Here is a 16927-nt window from a genome sequence, read left to right as displayed (position 1 = left end):
GGCCCGGAAAGCGGGGCGTACGGTGTTCTCGACAGAGCAGGGGCCGGGGGCGAGACTTGACCGTCGGTAGCCAGGCAGAGTTCAGGTCTTAGAGGAAGGTGTCCGAGTGTCCCGCCGCAGAATCGGCTTCTGGTACCGCCTGGCGGCGGTCATCGCAAAACCGCCGCTGGTGGTTCTGTTCAAGCGTGACTGGCGGGGGATGGAACACATTCCGGCCGACGGCGGATTCATCACCGCGGTCAATCACAACTCCTATCTGGACCCGCTTTCCTACGGCCACTTCCAGTACAACACCGGACGCGTGCCGAGGCTTCTCGCCAAGGCGGGCCTGTTCAAGACGCCGTTCGTCGGAATGATGCTGCGCGGCACCGGGCAGATCCCGGTGTACCGCGAGACGACCAACGCGCTGGACGCCTTCCGGGCGGCCGTGGACGCCATCGAGCGCGGTGAATGCGTCGCCTTCTACCCGGAGGGCACCCTCACCCGCGACCCCGACATGTGGCCGATGGCCGGCAAGACCGGCGCCGCCCGCGTCGCGTTGATGACGAAGGCCCCGGTCATCCCCGTCGCCCAGTGGGGCGCCAACTTCGCGATGCCGCCGTACGCCAAGGAGAACAAGCTCCGGCTGTTCCCCCGCAAGACCCTTCAGGTGCAGGCCGGACCGCCCGTGGACCTCTCCCGGTTCTACGGCAGGGAACCGACGCCCGACGTCCTGCGCGAGGCGACCGAGGTCATCATGGCCGCGGTGACCGCGCAGCTGGAGATCGTGCGGGGCGAACAGGCCCCCGCGCAGCCCTACGACCACCGCAAGGCCCGCGCGGAGCAGCGGCGCAGGGCCGAAGGAGAGGGAACCAAGTGACGCACCCCGCAAAGGCGGCGGTCTTCGGAACCGGCTCATGGGGTACGGCCTTCGGCGTGGTCCTCGCCGACGCCGGCTGCGAGGTCACCCTCTGGGGGCGTCGCGCCGAGGTCGCCGAGGCCGTGAACACGACCCGTACCAACCCGGACTATCTGCCGGGGATCGAGCTCCCCGCGTCGGTCCGGGCCACCACCGACGCCGTCGAGGCGCTGGACGGCGCCGACTTCGCCGTGCTCGTGGTGCCTTCGCAGACCCTGCGGGCCAACCTCGCCGCCTGGACCCCGCATCTCGGCCGGGAGACCGTTCTCGTCTCGATGATGAAGGGCGTCGAGCTCGGCACCGCGAAGCGGATGAGCGAGGTCATCGAGGACGTCACCAAGGTCTCCGCGGACCGGATCGCCGTCATCACCGGCCCCAACCTGGCCAAGGAGATCGCCGAACGCCGTCCGGCGGCGGCCGTCGTCGCCTGCCAGGACGAGTCCGTGGCCCAGCGCCTCCAGACCGCCTGCCACACCTCGTACTTCCGCCCGTACACCAACACCGACGTGGTCGGCTGCGAGCTCGGCGGCGCGGTCAAGAACGTCATCGGCCTGGCGGTCGGCATCGCCGACGGCATGGGGCTCGGCGACAACGCCAAGGGCTCGCTCATCACCCGGGGCCTCGCCGAGACGACCCGGCTGGGGCTGGCCATGGGGGCCGACCCGCTGACGTTCTCCGGACTCGCGGGCCTGGGCGACCTGGTGGCGACCTGCTCCTCGCCGCTCTCGCGCAACCACACCTTCGGCACCAACCTCGGCCGCGGCATGACGCTCCAGGAGACCATCGCCGTCACCAAGCAGACCGCCGAGGGCGTCAAGTCCTGCGAGTCGGTGCTCGATCTGGCCCGCAGGCACGGCGTCGACATGCCCATCACCGAGACGGTCGTCGGCATCGTCCACGAGGGCAAGCCGCCGATGGTCGCACTGGGCGAGCTGATGTCGCGCAGCGCGAAGCCCGAGCGGCGCTGAACCCGGCCGGGCACGGCCGGAGCGGTGAACGTCCCCGGTCAGCGCACCGGCCGCCCCCGCTCGCGCTGACCCGAGGGGTACCAGCAGGTACGCTCAACGCGATATGAGCAGCGAGAACCTCCCCCAGAGCCCGGAGCAGCAGCTCCGCAAGCCGCGCGTGGCCGTCGTGTTCGGCGGCCGCAGCTCCGAACACGGCATCTCGGTCGTCACGGCGGGCGCCGTCCTGAACGCCATCGACCGGACCAAGTACGACGTCCTGCCGATCGGCATCACGACGGACGGACGCTGGGCGCTCACCGCCGACGAGCCCGAACGCATGGCCATCACGGACCGGCGGATGCCGGAAGTGGCCCAGCTGGCCGAGTCCGCCGAGGGCGCCGTGGTGCTCTCCGTCGACCCCGGCAGCCGCGAAGTGGTGTACAGCGAGCCCGGCTCGGTCCCCAAGGCGCTCGGCGAGGTCGACGTCGTCTTCCCCGTGCTGCACGGCCCGTACGGGGAGGACGGCACCCTCCAGGGGCTCCTGGAGCTCTCCGGAGTGCCCTACGTCGGCGCCGGGGTGCTCGCCTCGGCGGTCGGCCAGGACAAGGAGTACATGAAGCGGGTCTTCCTCTCCTTCGGGCTGCCGGTCGGCCCGTACCTGGTGGTCCGGCCCCGCGAGTGGGACAACGACCCCTCCGGCGCCCGCGGGCGCATCGTGGAATTCGCCGGTGAGCACGGCTGGCCGCTCTTCATCAAGCCCGCCCGCGCCGGCTCGTCCATCGGCATCACCAAGGTCGACGGCCCGGCCGGTCTCGACGAGGCGATCGAGGAGGCCCGCCGCCACGACCCGAAGTTCCTGGTCGAGTCGCTGCTGCGGGGCCGCGAGATCGAGTGCGGGGTGCTGGAGTTCGAGGACGGCCCGCGTGCCAGCGTGCCCGCCGAGATCCCGCCGGTGACCTCGCACGACTTCTACGACTTCGAGGCCAAGTACATCGACTCGGCCTCCGGGATCGTGCCCGCCCCGCTCACCGGGGAGCAGACCGCCGAGGTCCAGCGGCTCGCGGTCGAGGCCTTCGAGGCCACCTCCTGCGAGGGCCTGGTCCGTGCCGACTTCTTCCTCACCGAGGACGGCACCTTCGTGATCAACGAGGTCAACACCCTGCCGGGCTTCACCCCGATCTCCATGTACCCGCGGATGTGGCAGGAGAGCGGTGTGAGCTACCAGGAGCTGGTGGACCGACTGATCCAGGCCGCGTTGAGGCGCCCGACCGGCCTGCGCTGAGCCGGGCCGGACACCGCACGGCGTGCGCTCCCGCCGGGAGCGCACGCCCTACAGGCCGGGCACCGTCCTACAGGCCGGGCACCGTCCTGCGGACCGGCGGCCCGAACGCGGCCAAGGGGCTCGCGTCATGGACGTACGCCTCCGAGAGCGTCACCTCGACGTACGCCTTGCGGTAGGTCGTCGTGAACCGCGGACCGGCGCCGTCGGGCTGCTCCAGCAGCCAGTTGACGCCGTTCGCCTCGGTTCCCTTCGCCATGGGGTCGTCCATCTTCGCGGGCCGGGGCACGCCGCAGCGCAGTACGATCTCCCCGTCCCCCCACTCGGCGGTCAGCTCGGACTTCGGCCCGGCGTCACCGAGGCCGAGTCCGGCAACGGTCCTCGGCAGCTCCTTGTGCAGCGCACGGCAGTAGCCCGCGGCTTCCGGGGACGGCGTGGGAACCGTGATCGACACCGCGGCGTCCGTGGAGGAACAGCCCACCGCGGCCAGCAGCAGCGCGGCGACGGACGGGCCGAGGAGGACGGGGTGGCGGAGCCGGCGCGATGATGTCACCGGCCCAGCGTAGACGGGGACTACAGATGAACGACCGGGCAGGTCAGGGTTCGGGTGATGCCTTCCACCTGCTGGACCTTGGCGACCACCATGCGGCCGAGTTCATCGACCGTGTCGGCCTGCGCGCGCACGATCACGTCGTAGGGGCCGGTGACGTCCTCTGCCTGGATCACTCCCGCAACTCGGGCGATGGTCTCGGCGACGGTCGACGCCTTGCCCACCTCGGTCTGAATAAGGATGTACGCCTGTACCACGGAACCTCCAGGGCGGCCACGAGGATCATGTGGGGGAGAAAGGGACGCCACGGTATCGCGTTGTCGCGTGCCGCGGGGAGACCTGTGGGCCGTTGACGCCCACAGCGTGGCGTGCGCCAGACACAAGTTGACGTATCTCTTGACAGTACCGACAGCAGTGACGGCCCGCGACCGCGAGCGCAGCGGTCCGGAAGGGGGACGGGCATGGCGGTGACGAGCGGTGCAGACTGCTCACTGCGGCGGCGGCCGGTCCAGGGTCCGGACCCCCGGCCGCCGAAGCAGCCCGGACGACCGTCCGGCGCGATAGATGAGAGGTGAGACTCGGTGAAGGGAACCGTGGGCGAGTTGGGGGAGTTCGGGCTCATCAGGGAGCTCACTTCCCGGCTCACCACCACTCCGGCGGTACGGCTCGGCCCCGGCGACGACGCCGCGGTCGTGACCGCTCCCGACCGCAGGGTCGTGGCCAGTACGGACATCCTGTTGGAGGGACGGCACTTCCGCCGCGACTGGTCGACGGCGTACGACGTGGGCCGCAAGGCCGCCGCCCAGAACCTCGCCGACATCGCCGCCATGGGCGCGGTGCCCACCGCGCTGCTGCTCGGCCTGGTCGTCCCCGCCGAACTCCCGGTCACCTGGGCCGGCGAGCTGATGGACGGCATCCGTGACGAGTGCCAGGTCGCGGGCGCTGCCGTGGTCGGCGGAGACGTGGTGCGCGGCGAGACGATCACCGTATCGATCACCGCGCTGGGCGATCTGCGCAACCACGAGCCGGTCACCCGCTCCGGCGCCCAGCCCGGCGACGTCGTCGCCGTCACCGGCTGGCTGGGCTGGTCCGCCGCCGGGTACGCGGTGCTCTCCCGGGGCTTCCGTTCCCCGCGCGCCTTCGTCGAGGCCCACCGGCGTCCCGAACCGCCGTACCACGCGGGCCCCGCGGCCGCCGGGCTCGGCGCCACCGCGATGACGGACGTGAGCGACGGGCTCGTCGCCGACCTCGGGCACATCGCCGAGGCCAGCAAGGTCCGGATCGATCTGCGCTCCGGACTCATCGACATCCCCTCGCAGATGTCCGACATCGGGCAGGCCGTCGGAGTCGACCCGCTCCAGTGGGTGCTGACCGGGGGCGAGGACCACGCGATCGTCGCCACCTTCCCGCCGGACGTGAAGCTGCCCGCCCGCTGGAAGGTGATCGGCGAGGTCCTCAATCCCTCCGCGCTGCCCCAGGTGACGGTCGACGGGGCACCGTGGACCAGCAAGAGCGGCTGGGACCACTTCGGCGACATAGAGGACGCCCAGTAGATTCCGGGGTATGTCCCTCTCCGCCGCTGTACCCGCACCCGCCCGTGTGCTCACCGTCGCCGGATCCGACTCCGGCGGCGGTGCGGGCATCCAGGCCGACCTGAAGACGATGCTGGCCCACGGGACGCACGGGATGAGTGTGCTCACCGCCGTCACCGCCCAGAACTCGCTGGGGGTGCAAGGCGCCTGGGAACTCCCCGCCGAAGCCGTGCGCGCCCAGTACCGCAGCGTGGTGGACGACATCGGGGTGCAGGCGGTCAAGACCGGGATGCTGTCGTCGGCCGCCCTGGTGGAGACGGTGGCGGAACTCCTCGCCGCCACCGACGCCCCGGCCGTCGTCGACCCGGTCGGCGTCTCCAAGCACGGCGATCCGCTGCTGGCCGCCGAGGCGCTCGACTCCGTACGGACGAGACTGCTCCCCGTCGCCACGGTCGCCACCCCGAACCTGGACGAGGTGGCGCAGCTCACCGGCATCCACGTGGAGGACGAGACGGGGATGCGGCGGGCCGCCGCCGCGCTGCTGGACTTCGGGCCGCGCTGGGTCGTGGTCAAGGGCGGCCATCTGCCGGGCGACCCCGTCGACCTGCTGACCGACGGCACGGAGCAGCACTGGCTGCGCGCCCCCCGCCACGACAACCGCCACACCCACGGCACCGGCTGCACGCTCGCCTCGGCCATCGCCTGCCGACTGGCCCTGGGTCAGGACGTGCCCACGGCGGTACGGGGCGCGAAGGCGTACGTCACCGGGGCGATCGCCGCGGGCTTCCCGCTCGGCGCCGGGATCGGGCCGGTCGACCACGGCTGGCGGTCCCGCACCGTGTGACGGCGCCCCGGCGCACAGCAAAAAGCCGGTCCACCGAGGTGGACCGGCTTTTTGGGCAACCGGAAGGCTGCGCTACGACGGGAACGTCAGCGCGCGACCTTGCCGGCCTTGATGCACGAGGTGCAGACGTTGAGCCGCTTCGGCGTCCGACCGACCACGGCACGCACGCGCTGGATGTTGGGATTCCAGCGACGGGACGTACGGCGGTGCGAGTGCGAAATGTTGTTGCCGAAGCCCGGCCCCTTGCCGCAGACGTCGCAGTTGGCAGCCACGGGTCACTCCAAAGACTTCAGATGCACTTACAGTGAAATCCGGCGCGCCGGATTCATTTGACTGAAGTGGCGGTGCCGGAGGGATGGCCCGATTCTCATCGGGCAACCGAAGCAGCATACAACGGCTGCGTCGGTAGAACGAAACTACCATGGGTTTCACCGACCTCGTCCCGCCCCCTGTCCCCGCCGGACCCGGCGCGCGGCGCTACTCTGCGATGCAGCCGGACGCCCACGGCCGAATCCGAGGAGGACCGACAGGTGCCGCAGACCGCCGACGACATGGACGCCGTCGCGGTGCGTACCTGGTGCTCGCTGGCCCTGGAGGCGCTGGGCCGCGAGCGCGAGGCGATCGACGCGATCAATGTGTACCCCGTCGCCGACGGCGACACCGGGACCAACCTCTATCTGACCGTCGAGTCCGCGGCCCAGGCCGTCGAAGCGGTCTTCGCCGCCCACGAGACCGGAGCGACCGCCCCGGTCACGGCCGACGCGGTACGGGCCATGGCGCACGGCGCCCTGATCGGTGCCCGCGGCAACTCCGGCACGATCCTGGCCCAGCTGCTGCGCGGGATGGCGGGAGTACTGGCCGCCGGCCATGACGCGGACCACCTGCGCCGGGCACTCGCCGTCGCCGCCGACGCCGCCCGCCGGGCCGTCGCCCACCCCGTCGAGGGCACCGTGCTGACGGTGGCCACCGCGGCCGCCGAGGCCGCCGCGCGCACCGGGGACGACGCCGGAACCGCGGCGGTCGCACGCGCCGCGTACGAAGGGGCGCGGACGGCCCTGGCGGCGACCCCCGGACAGCTCGCCGTCCTCGGCCGGGCGGGCGTCGTGGACGCCGGCGGGCGCGGGCTGGTGACGGTGCTCGGGGCACTCGTCGAAGCCGTCTGCGGACGGGCGCCCGAGCACACCCGCGTGGCGGCGCCCGCCCTGCCCGTGCCGGACGACTGCGCGGCGGACGAGGCGGCGGGCGGACCGGCCTTCGAGGTGATCTACCTGCTGGAGGCCACCGACGAGGCGGTGGACCGGCTGCGGACCCGGCTCGACCGGCTGGGCGACTCGCTGGTCGTGGTGGGCGGCGACGGGCTGTGGAACGTCCATGTCCATGTCGACGACGCCGGTGCGGCCGTGGAGGCCGGGGTCGAGGCGGGGCGTCCGTACCGCATCCGGATCACCCACTTCGGCGCGGACCGGGTGCACCCCCACGCCGAGCCCGTGCAGCGCGCGGTCGTCGTGGTGGTCCCCGGCGACGGGCTGCGCGGCCTGTGCGAGGAGGCCGGGGCCACGACCGTCCTGGCCCGCCCCGGGGAGCCGCCGGCCAGCGGCGAACTGGTCGACGCGATCCGCCGGGCGCACGCCCGCGAGGTGGTCCTGCTGCCCAACGACGCGGAGCTGCGCCACACCGCCGCCGCGGCCGCCGAGCAGGCCCGCGCGGAGGGCATCCGGGTCGCCCTGGTCCCGACCAGGGCCGCCGTCCAGGGCATCGCGGCCCTCGCCGTCCATGAGCCCGACCGCAGCTTCGACGAGGACGTGGTGGCGATGACCGCCGCCGCGGGCGCCACCCGCTACGCCGAACTCGCCGTCGCCGAACGGCAGTCCTGGACCATGGCGGGCATCTGCCAGGCTGGTGACGTGCTGGGCCTGATCGACGGCGACGTCGCGGTCATCGGCGAGGACGTGTCGCAAACCGCCCGCGACGTGCTGGACCGCATGCTGGCGGCGGGCGGCGAACTGGTCACCCTGGTCCTGGGCGAGGACATCCCCGGCAGCCTCGCGGACGCGCTGGAGGAGCACGTGCGCGAGGGACACCTGGCGGTGGACACGGTGGTGTACCGGGGCGGCCACCAGCGCGCTCCGCTGCTCATCGGGGTGGAGTAGCGGCTGGGGGCCGAGGGCTGAAGGCTGGGGCCTGTGGCCGGGTTGTGCCGGGGTGAGTCCGTGCCGGGCGTACGGGAGCCCGGCACGGCTGGTCGTACGCCGCCGGTTCCTCCGGGCCGGGGTGAAGTAGCGGCTGGGGCCGGTCCGGCCCGGGGCGTGCGGAAGCCCGTCGGGGCCGGTCGCACGCCCCGGCCCGTTCGGCCGGGTTCCTTCGGGCCGGCCGGGTCCTGCCGGAACGCCCCGGTCCGTCCGGCCCGGTTCATTCGGGCCGGACGGAGTGCCCCGGTTCAGGGTTCGGACGCGGTTGGCACCGTTCGGCATCCTGGCCCGAACCGGGACGTGGGAACCGGCCCGGAGGAGGCGCTCGGCCGAGGCGACCGGTTCAGGTGCCGGACGTGTCCGGCCTGCGGTCCGCGTACTCCAGCAGCGCCTTGGCCTCCGCGCGGCGCTCCTCCACCGTCTCGTCCGGGTGCCCGCCCCTGTACGTCTCCAGGACGCTGCGGGCCCGTTCCCGGGCCGCGTCCGGACGGCCCAGATCGGCCTCCAGCCAGCCGGCCACCAGCTCGGTGGCCGTGCGCAGGCCGACGTAGCCCTCACCGGCCCCGGCGAAGCCCTCGACCGCCCGCTGCACGTACCCGAGCGCCTCCTCGTACTCCGGCGCCGCGCCCGGCAGGCCCCCGCAGACGTGGATGATCAGCTCGCCGGTCTGGCGGTGGGTGTCGGCGAGCTCCGCGAGCAGTGCGGGCGCTCCGTCCGCCGGGCCTGCGGCCAGGGCCGCCTCGCACTCCCGCGCCGCCGACGCCATGAACGCCCGCGCCGCCGCCGGGCCCGGCTGCCCCTCCCGGATCGCGATCCAGGCCCGCACCCGCAACGTCCGTACCAGCGCGGGAACATCGCCCAGCCCGCGCCAGAGCTCCCCGGCGCGCGCGTACGCCAGCTCCGCCTGCGGGTCGAGATCGGCGCGGTAGAGCGCCTGCGCGGCCAGGTTCGCGAGCATCGCGTGATCGTGCTGCTCGGGCCAGCCGCGGGCGATGTCCGCCGCCCTCAGCCAGTGCTCGGCCGCCTCCCGCGGCTCGCGCAGCTCCGTGAGCGCGTCGCCGAGCCACCACAGCGTCTGCACGACCATGCCGTCGCCGTGCTCCTCGACGGTGAGGTCGGGCAGCACCGCCTCCAGCACCGCGGCGGCCTCCGCCGCCCGGTCCAGCCGGAGGAGCCAGCCGCCGAGCTGGTGACGGGCATGGGCCCCGAGCGTCGTGCTCTCGCCCGACTCGTCCGCCCAGTGCGCCGCGTCCAGCGCCTGCTCGGCCGCCTCGGCGAACCGGCCGGTCCCCGCGAGGATCTCGGCCAGCCGGAGGTGCAGCCGGGCCTGCCCGCGCGCCGGGACGAATGCCGCCCCGTGCTCAAGCGCCGCCCGCGCGGCGCCCTCCGCCCGCTCGTACTCCTCCAGTTGAGCGGCGAGCCCGGACGTCTTGGCCTCGTACTCGACCGCGCACCAGGGCAGCCCGGCGCCGTTGGCCTCCGCGGCGGCCCGCTCGTACCGCTCCAGCGCGGCGTGCGGGTCGCCCCGGTACGCCGCGACGTCGCCGAGCAGATCCAGCGCCTCCGCGATCCGGGTCGCCACCCCGGCCTCCGCGCGCAGCGGTTCGGCGAAGGCGAGCAGCTCCCGTGCCCCCTGTTCGAGACCGGCGACGGCCGAGTCGGCGGCCGCCTCGTCCGGGGCGTCCTGCACCAGCCGGCCGAGAACGCGCGCCCGGCACGTCAGCACCGCGCTCGCCTGGCGGGCGGTGGCCGCGCCCTCGGCGTGCAGGGCCAGGGCCCGGTCCACGAGCGGTGCGATCGATTCCAGGGCCCCGCCCGCCCCGCCGGGCTCCAGCGCACGGGCGAACGCCGCCCTGGCCTCGGCGGCGACGGACTCGCCCCGGTCGCCCGCCGCCCCGTAGAGACCGGCGGCCGACTCGAAGGCCGCCGCCGCCTCGGCGGGCGGCAGCGCGCCGTACATCGCCCGGTGGTCCTCGACGCTCGCCCGGTCGTGGTCCGAGAGCCCGGCCGCCGCCCCGTCCTGCCCGGCGACCAGGCGGCCGACGGCCTCCCAGGCGGGGCCCGCCCCCGGGTGCTGGGCCTCGGAGAGGCGGTGCGCCTCGGCCAGCAGACCGGCCGGGTCGAGCGGCATCTCAGCCGTCCCCGGAGCCGGGGCGGTGCCCGGCCCCCGGTCCGGGGCGGCGGGCACCGCGGCCCGTACCCCGAGCGGCAGCCGGTCCACCAGCGGCCGGCGGTCCAGGCGCTCGCGCACCTCCGTGCCGACGTGCGCGGTGCCGTTGCGTTCGTCGAAACGGGCGGCCAGCTCCAGCGCCCGCGCCCGCGCGTGCGCGGCCAGCGAGGACGCCGTCCAGTCGGTCCCGGCGGGCCCCGGCACCGACTGCCCGCCGTGGCCCAGCGCGGTCAGCCGGTCCATCAGCAGCGCCGTGACGGCCAGGTAGTCCATCAGGCTGCCGGGGTTCCCGCTGTCGGTGAAGTACGCGGGCCGCTCGGCGAGGATCTCCAGCCCACGGGCCTCGTTGCCGGTCAGCGCGCAGAACTCGATGTGCCGCGCGGCCGCGTCCCGCATGCTCTCCATCGACCGGACCATCCGGTACCCGCGCAGATGATGGGCACGGGCCTGCTCGTGGCGGCCGGTCCGCAGCAGCGGCAGGAGCGAGGCCGCCAGCACGGCGTGCGGCTCATGGGCGCAGGTGTGCTCACCGCCCAGCACCGGCGCCCAGGCCTCCAGCGCCTCGGCGTCCCGGCCGAGCTGCGCCCACCAGCTGCCCTGTTCGTTCAGCTCGCAGGCATGGCAGTTGGCCATCCGGTCCCGGTCGGCCGCCTGCCAGGCGGCGTACGCCCGCTCGGCACGCGGCAGATCGCCCAGGTGGCGGGCGATCTCCAGCTCGCCCTGGCACACGGCACGCTCCGAGTGACCGGCCAGCCGGTAGCGGTGCTCCATCTCGCCCTGCCACTTCTCGATGGAGGCCAGGGGGATGTGCGGCTGGTCGACCATCGAGCTGGAGACCCACTTGAACATCCAGAACAGATGGTGGGTCATGAAGTCCGAGAAATCCCCGGGCCGTTCGTCCCACATGCGCAGCAGCCGCGCGAAGGGCACGAACATCTTGTCCTTCTCGGAGCTGTAGTTGTAGACCTGCATCTGGTGGGTGAGCACCTCGATGACCAGGGCGGCGTCCCCGGTCTGCTCGGCCTCCGCCAGCAACAGCTCCGCGCGGGCGTTGCGCGCGGGGCCCTCCGGCTCCGCGTCGTTCTCCCGCAGCGCCCGGCGGATCGTGGTGATGTCGGGGCTCATCGGCCGTCCTCCTGGGGGTCGGTGGGGGAGTCCGCCGGTACCGCGGGATGCGTGGCCCACTCCAGCAGGCCGATGAACGCCCGGTTCAGCAGCGCCGAATCGGCCGGCCGCAGCGGGCGCTGCGCCATCAGCAGCGCCTGCCCGTACAGCGCCTCCGTCGCGGTCGCGGCGAGCTCCGGGGAGTCCAGCGCACCGATCCGGCGGATCAGCGGATTGAGGTGGTTCAGCACGAGCCGGGCACGCGGCGCGCTGCCGCGCAGCGATCCGAGGATGCCCGCCCACAGCTCGTCGGCCTGCTCCTCGGCCTCGGCGCGGGCCTGCTCGTGGCGGACCGACCGGTCGTCGAGGTGGAGCGCGGGCACGGTCAGCGGATGGAAGGCGCGCAGCACCACGTCGCAGCCCAGCGGGTCCAGCCTCGCGCGGGCCGCGGCCAGGAAGGCGCCGAGCGCCAGCTCCCGCGCCGGGTCGACGGCGTCCAGATGCGCGGTGACGGTGTCGGCGTCCAGCTCCGCGACCACCGTCCCGGGCCGGACCGACGGCAGCCGCTCGACCAGCTCGGTGTCGTAGGTGTAGCCGCCGTTGACCACCCCGACGCCCTGCGCGGAGGCGATCGGCGCGACCTGCCGGTACTCCTCCACGGTCCGCGTGAAGTGCACCACCGGGTGGCGCCGGGCGAACTCCTCCAGCGACAGCCGCCCGTCCGTCGTCTCGAACGGCAGCCACGGCAGCATCGTGCGCAGCATGTCCCCGTCGTGCCGGGCGAGCGACTTCACCCCCAGGTGGTGCACGGAGAGGAACTCCGCGAGCCGCTCCGGATCGCCCGCGGCGAGCCCGGTGAGCCACTGCCGGATCCGGTCGCCGAGCGCCTCGCGGACGGCGGCCAGGGTCTCGTCCGCGTACAGCGCCTCGCGCGAGGCGGTGGGCCGCAGGCTGTCCGTGTCGATGACACAGCGCACGAAGAACGCCCAGTCGGGCAGCAGCTCGTCGGCCCGGTCGGTCAGCAGCATCCCCTTCAGGTGCACCCGGTGCCCGGCCCGCTGCGCCGGGCTCACCGCGGACGGCAGCACATAGGCGACCCCGCGGATCCCGGCGAGCGGCAGATCCAGATCGATCGCGTCGAGCGGCGGGAAACCGAACTGCTCCTGGCAGTGGCGGGCGAGCGCCACCCGGCGCGCCGCCGGGCCCGGATACGGCCGGTCCCACGGCGCGGGCAGCGCGGTGACCGCGGCCTCGCCGACCCGCACGTCGTAGGGCAGGAGCGAGCCGAACTCACGGGCCAGGGAGAGCACCCGCTCCTCGGCGAGCCAGTCCCCGCTGCCGGGCCGCGCGGTCAGGTGCACGGTGGTGCCCGGCTCCGGCCGGGCGCTGTCGGGCAGCGTCCGTACGGTGTACGAGCCGTCGTCGCGGGCGCACCACTCCACGGGCGGCGAGGCGGGCGTGCGCGCCGAACGGCTCACCACCCGGATCTCGGCCGCCACGACGAAGCACGCCAGCAGCCCGATGCCGAACTGGCCGAGGAAGTCGGCGCGCGCCGAGGCCAGCCCCTCCGCCCCGGCACGCTTGGAGCTGCGGCCGATCGTCGCGAGCAGGCTGTGTACGTCGGTCTCGGTCAGACCGATCCCGCTGTCCTCGACCCGGAGCCGGCCGCCGTCCGCGTGCAGCCGCACCCGGGCGGGCGCCTCCGGCTGCTCGGCGCGGCGGGCCGTGATGGCGTCCACGGCGTTCTGCAGCAGCTCGCGCAGATAGACCCGGGGAGAGGAGTAGAGGTGGTGGGAGAGGAGGTCGACCAGTCCGCGCAGATCCACCTGGAAGGTGTGCGGCGACCGGTCGGCGGGAGACTCGGTGTGTTCGTGGGACGCGGAATTCGCGGAGGTCTCAGATGTCATCGTCGCAGCGCCGGTGGGGGGAGCTGTGCCTCGCCCGGCGGGACGGCCGAGGGCGGGACAGTGGCGACGGCGCGGGTCGGGCGATCCCGCAGGGGTGATCGCGAGCCGGAAGCGTGGGAGCCGATCCTAGGGCCGTGGCGACGATTCTGACCAGCGGATTCACGGGGCACGGGTGGTGCCCGGCGGACATCTGTCAGTGCGGTGGTGTGCAATGGATCGCGTGTCTGCGTTCGATGAACCCCTCAAGAAGCTGCTCGGCGGGGCCACCGCGAAGGTGATGGCCGAACACCTCGACCTGCACACGGTCGGTGATCTGCTCCACCACTACCCGCGGCGGTACGAGGAGCGCGGCCGGCTCACGGCGCTGGCCGACCTCCCGCTGGACGAGCACGTGACGGTGGTCGCCCAGGTCGCCGACGCCCGCGTCCTGATGTTCAACAACGGCCGGGGCAAGCGCCTCGAAGTGACCCTGACCGACGGCCACGGCCGCCTCCAGCTCGTCTTCTTCGGCCATGGCGTCCACAAGCCGCACAAGGAGCTGCTGCCCGGCCGGCGGGCGATGTTCGCGGGCAAGGTCTCCGTCTTCAACCGGAAGATGCAGCTCGCCCACCCCACGTACCAGCTGCTGGACGCCGAGACCGACGACGAGGCCGGGGCCACCGAGGCGGTGGACGCCTTCGCCGGGCGGCTGCTGCCCATCTACCCGGCCTGCAAGCAGCTGGACTCCTGGCGGATCGCCAAGGCCGTCGACACCGTGCTGCCCAGCGCCCGGGAAGCCGTCGACCCGCTGCCACTGAGCCTGCGCGAGGGCCGCGGGTTCACCACGCTCCCCGAGGCACTGCTCAAGGTCCACCGCCCGCAGACCAAGGCGGACATCGCCGAGGCCAGGGACCGGCTGAAGTGGGACGAGGCCTTCGTCCTCCAGGTCGCGCTGGCCCGCCGCAGATACGCCGACACCCAGCTCCCGGCCGCCGCCCGCGGCCCCCTGCCCGGCGGACTGCTCGACGCCTTCGACGCCGAGCTGCCCTTCACCCTCACCGAGGGGCAGTGCAAGGTCTCCAAGGAGATCTTCGACGACCTCGCGACCGAACACCCGATGCACCGGCTCCTCCAGGGCGAGGTCGGATCGGGGAAGGCGCAGCCACTCGATTCGCTGGTTCTGACCCCTCAGGGCTACAAGCCCATGGGCGACATCCGGCAAGGCGACGAGGTGGTGGTCCCCGAGGGGGAAGTCGCCGTGGTGGACGGGGTCTTCCCTCAGGGAGTGCGAGACGTATGGCGACTTGTTCTCTCCGACGACACGGTCGTCGAATGCGATGACGAGCATCTGTGGATCGTCGGGACCAGCTGCGCCTGGGACCGGGGGCAAGCCCCCAGGGTGATGACCACCCGCGAAATCAGGATGGACACGTTCGAGGCCAACGGTTCGCCGAAATGGTACGTGCCATCGGTCACACCAGTGGATCTCGGTTGCGGTTCCGAACCGCCCCTCGATCCCTATGTCTTCGGACTGTTGCTGGGGGGCGGCTCGTTCCGGCACAACCTTCGTCTGTCCACGGTCGACGACGAGATCCTGGCTGCCGTCCGATCCGTGGTGGCGCCCGACTGCGAACTCGTGCCCGTGCCGGGTTCCCACTGCGACTACACGATCCGGACGACGAGGCCGAAGTCCGGATCACAAAGGAACCCGGTGATCAGTGCACTGCGTGCACTGGGGCTGTGGGGGGCCACCTCGCACGACAAGTTCATCCCACCCGTGTTCAAGAACACGTCGATGAAGAACCGGCTCGCCGTGTTGCAGGGGCTCATGGACACGGACGGGACTCCGGACGCCCAAGGGATGAGCATTTCGTTCTGCTCCGTATCCCGGAGATTGGCCGAGGACGTGGCGTGGCTTGTTCGTTCCCTCGGCGGGCGCGCCAGGGTGCTGTCCAAGAAAGCGGCCTTCAACGTGTCGATTGCCCTGCCTGCCGATCACGTGCCGTTTCAGCTCCCCCGCAAGGTTGCCCGGATCCGGCCCAGGCCGAAGTACAACACGTTCCGGCGCGGGATCCGTGCGGTCGAATACGTCGGTCGCAAACCGGTCCAGTGCATCAGCGTCGCTCACCCGAGCCACGCGTACATCACGGATCACTTCACGGTCACGCACAACACCATGGTCGCGCTGCGCGCCATGCTCCGTGTCGTCGACGCGGGCGGGCAGGCCGCCATGCTGGCGCCCACCGAGGTGCTCGCCCAGCAGCACCACCGCTCCATCACCGAGATGATGGGCGAGCTGGCCGAGGGCGGCATGCTGGGCGGCTCCGAGCAGGGGACGAAGGTGGTGCTGCTCACCGGTTCGATGGGCGTCGCGGCCCGCCGCAAGGCGCTCCTGGACCTGGTCACCGGCGAGGCCGGGATCGTGATCGGCACCCACGCCCTGATCGAGGACAAGGTGCGGTTCCACGACCTGGGCCTGGTCGTCGTCGACGAACAGCACCGCTTCGGCGTGGAGCAGCGCGACGCCCTGCGCTCCAAGGGGAAGCAGCCGCCGCATCTGCTGGTCATGACGGCCACCCCCATTCCCCGTACGGTCGCCATGACCGTCTTCGGCGACCTGGAGACCTCCGTACTCGACCAGCTCCCGGCCGGCCGCTCGCCGATCGCCAGCCATGTCGTCCCCGCCAAGGACAAGCCGCACTTCCTCACCCGCGCCTGGGAACGGGTACGGGAAGAAGTGGAGAGCGGACACCAGGCGTACGTGGTCTGCCCGCGCATCGGTGACGACGCCGAGGAGGCGGCGGCGGGGAAGAAGAAGGAGAAGAAGACGCCCGAGGGCGACGGCGAGAAGCGCCCGCCGCTCGCCGTGCTGGAGATCGCCGAACAGCTCGCCAAGGGCCCCCTGGCCGGTCTGCGCATCGAGGTGCTGCACGGCAGGATGAATCCGGACGACAAGGACGACGTGATGCGCCGCTTCGCCGCGGGCGATGTCGACGTCCTGGTCGCCACCACCGTCATCGAGGTCGGCGTCAACGTCCCCAACGCCACCGCCATGGTGATCATGGACGCCGACCGCTTCGGGGTCTCCCAGCTGCACCAGCTGCGCGGCCGGGTCGGGCGCGGCTCCGCCCCCGGGCTCTGCCTGCTGGTCAGCGAGGCCCACGAGGCCAGTCCCGCCCGCGCCAGGCTCTCCGCCGTCGCCGCCACCCTCGACGGCTTCGAGCTCTCCCGGATCGACCTGGAGCAGCGCCGCGAGGGCGACGTCCTCGGCCAGGCCCAGTCCGGGGTCCGCTCCTCGCTGCGGATGCTCACCGTCATCGACGACGAGGAGGTCATCGCCGCCGCGCGCGAGGAGGCCGTCGCGATCGTAGCCGCCGACCCGGAGCTCACCCGCCTCCCGGAGCTGCGGACCGCGCTGGACGCACTGCTCGACAAGGAGCGCGAGCAGTACCTCGACAAGGGGTGACGCCGGCAGCGCCTCGGCAAGAGCAGGCGGAGGAGCCTGCGGGACGCCGGGCGCGCGGGCCC

12 protein-coding genes are annotated in these 16927 nt (G+C 72.8%); 7 read left to right on the top strand and 5 right to left on the bottom strand.

Going from position 1 to position 16927, the window contains the following annotated elements; genetic code table 11:
• Window positions 1–106: 106 nt before the first annotated feature.
• From ACFVFH_RS26370 to ACFVFH_RS26360, 3 genes are all read left to right on the top strand, one after another.
• The gene (locus tag ACFVFH_RS26370) at window positions 107–859 is read left to right on the top strand and encodes a lysophospholipid acyltransferase family protein (RefSeq protein WP_383772978.1); all 753 of its coding nucleotides are present in this window, start codon (window positions 107–109) and stop codon (window positions 857–859) included.
• Entirely contained in the window at window positions 856–1866 is a 1011-nt protein-coding gene (locus ACFVFH_RS26365) for an NAD(P)H-dependent glycerol-3-phosphate dehydrogenase (RefSeq protein ID WP_383772976.1), read from the top strand. The genes ACFVFH_RS26370 and ACFVFH_RS26365 overlap by 4 nt, the downstream gene beginning before the upstream one ends.
• A 103-nt stretch (window positions 1867–1969) precedes the next feature.
• Window positions 1970–3127, top strand: coding sequence for a D-alanine--D-alanine ligase family protein (locus ACFVFH_RS26360; protein ID WP_383772974.1), 1158 nt, complete (start codon window positions 1970–1972; stop codon window positions 3125–3127).
• A gap of 67 nt (window positions 3128–3194) precedes the next feature.
• On the opposite strand, the gene ACFVFH_RS26355 is transcribed toward ACFVFH_RS26360, so the two are convergent.
• Both ACFVFH_RS26355 and ACFVFH_RS26350 read right to left on the bottom strand, forming a co-directional pair.
• Window positions 3195–3677, bottom strand: a complete 483-nt coding sequence (locus ACFVFH_RS26355) for a DUF3515 domain-containing protein (RefSeq protein ID WP_383772972.1) — start codon at window positions 3675–3677, stop codon at window positions 3195–3197.
• A 20-nt stretch (window positions 3678–3697) separates the two neighbouring features.
• Window positions 3698–3931, bottom strand: coding sequence for an Lrp/AsnC ligand binding domain-containing protein (locus ACFVFH_RS26350; RefSeq protein WP_362204036.1), 234 nt, complete (start codon window positions 3929–3931; stop codon window positions 3698–3700).
• Window positions 3932–4255: 324 nt separating this feature from the next.
• Here ACFVFH_RS26350 and ACFVFH_RS26345 point away from each other — a divergent pair, with 324 nt between their 5' ends.
• Window positions 4256–5227 (top strand): thiamine-phosphate kinase, encoded by a 972-nt coding sequence (locus ACFVFH_RS26345; RefSeq protein WP_259934913.1) that lies wholly within the window; start codon window positions 4256–4258, stop codon window positions 5225–5227.
• Window positions 5228–5237: 10 nt separating this feature from the next.
• Window positions 5238–6050, top strand: coding sequence for a bifunctional hydroxymethylpyrimidine kinase/phosphomethylpyrimidine kinase (gene thiD, locus ACFVFH_RS26340; protein WP_383772970.1), 813 nt, complete (start codon window positions 5238–5240; stop codon window positions 6048–6050).
• A gap of 86 nt (window positions 6051–6136) precedes the next feature.
• Here thiD and rpmB read toward each other — a convergent pair whose 3' ends face one another.
• A complete protein-coding gene (gene rpmB, locus ACFVFH_RS26335) occupies window positions 6137–6322 on the bottom strand; it encodes a 50S ribosomal protein L28 (protein WP_030928661.1) in 186 nt (61 codons plus the stop codon).
• Between the two features lie 258 nt (window positions 6323–6580).
• On the opposite strand from rpmB, the gene ACFVFH_RS26330 reads away from it, so the two are divergent.
• Window positions 6581–8200 (top strand): DAK2 domain-containing protein, encoded by a 1620-nt coding sequence (locus ACFVFH_RS26330; protein WP_383772968.1) that lies wholly within the window; start codon window positions 6581–6583, stop codon window positions 8198–8200.
• 382 nt (window positions 8201–8582) lie between these two features.
• Here ACFVFH_RS26330 and ACFVFH_RS26325 read toward each other — a convergent pair whose 3' ends face one another.
• On the bottom strand, window positions 8583–11534 hold the full coding sequence (locus ACFVFH_RS26325) for a tetratricopeptide repeat protein (protein WP_383772966.1): 2952 nt from the start codon (window positions 11532–11534) through the stop codon (window positions 8583–8585).
• Window positions 11531–13420 (bottom strand): HSP90 family protein, encoded by a 1890-nt coding sequence (locus ACFVFH_RS26320; protein WP_383772964.1) that lies wholly within the window; start codon window positions 13418–13420, stop codon window positions 11531–11533. The genes ACFVFH_RS26325 and ACFVFH_RS26320 overlap by 4 nt, the downstream gene beginning before the upstream one ends.
• Window positions 13421–13631: 211 nt before the next feature.
• Between ACFVFH_RS26320 and ACFVFH_RS26315 the strand changes: the two genes are divergently transcribed.
• The gene (locus ACFVFH_RS26315; RefSeq protein ID WP_383772962.1) at window positions 13632–16865 is read left to right on the top strand and encodes a helicase-related protein; all 3234 of its coding nucleotides are present in this window, start codon (window positions 13632–13634) and stop codon (window positions 16863–16865) included.
• Window positions 16866–16927: the final 62 nt, after the last annotated feature.

Origin of the sequence: Streptomyces sp. NPDC057697 (assembly GCF_042799335.1) — a bacterium.
In the GTDB taxonomy this organism is placed as follows: Bacteria; Actinomycetota; Actinomycetes; order Streptomycetales; family Streptomycetaceae; genus Streptomyces.
The sequence above is the reverse complement of the archived record's forward strand: the minus strand, read 5'-3'. Positions and strand labels throughout refer to the sequence as shown.

Excerpts from the sequence above, each read along its gene's own strand:
- ACFVFH_RS26360 (WP_383772974.1), top strand. The coding sequence starts at position 1,970 with ATGAGCAGCGAGAACCTCCCCCAGAGCCCGGAGCAGCAGCTCCGCAAG.
- thiD (WP_383772970.1), top strand. The coding sequence starts at position 5,238 with ATGTCCCTCTCCGCCGCTGTACCCGCACCCGCCCGTGTGCTCACCGTC.
- ACFVFH_RS26325 (WP_383772966.1), bottom strand. The coding sequence starts at position 11,534 with ATGAGCCCCGACATCACCACGATCCGCCGGGCGCTGCGGGAGAACGAC.
- ACFVFH_RS26320 (WP_383772964.1), bottom strand. The coding sequence starts at position 13,420 with ATGACATCTGAGACCTCCGCGAATTCCGCGTCCCACGAACACACCGAG.
- ACFVFH_RS26315 (WP_383772962.1), top strand. The coding sequence starts at position 13,632 with ATGGATCGCGTGTCTGCGTTCGATGAACCCCTCAAGAAGCTGCTCGGC.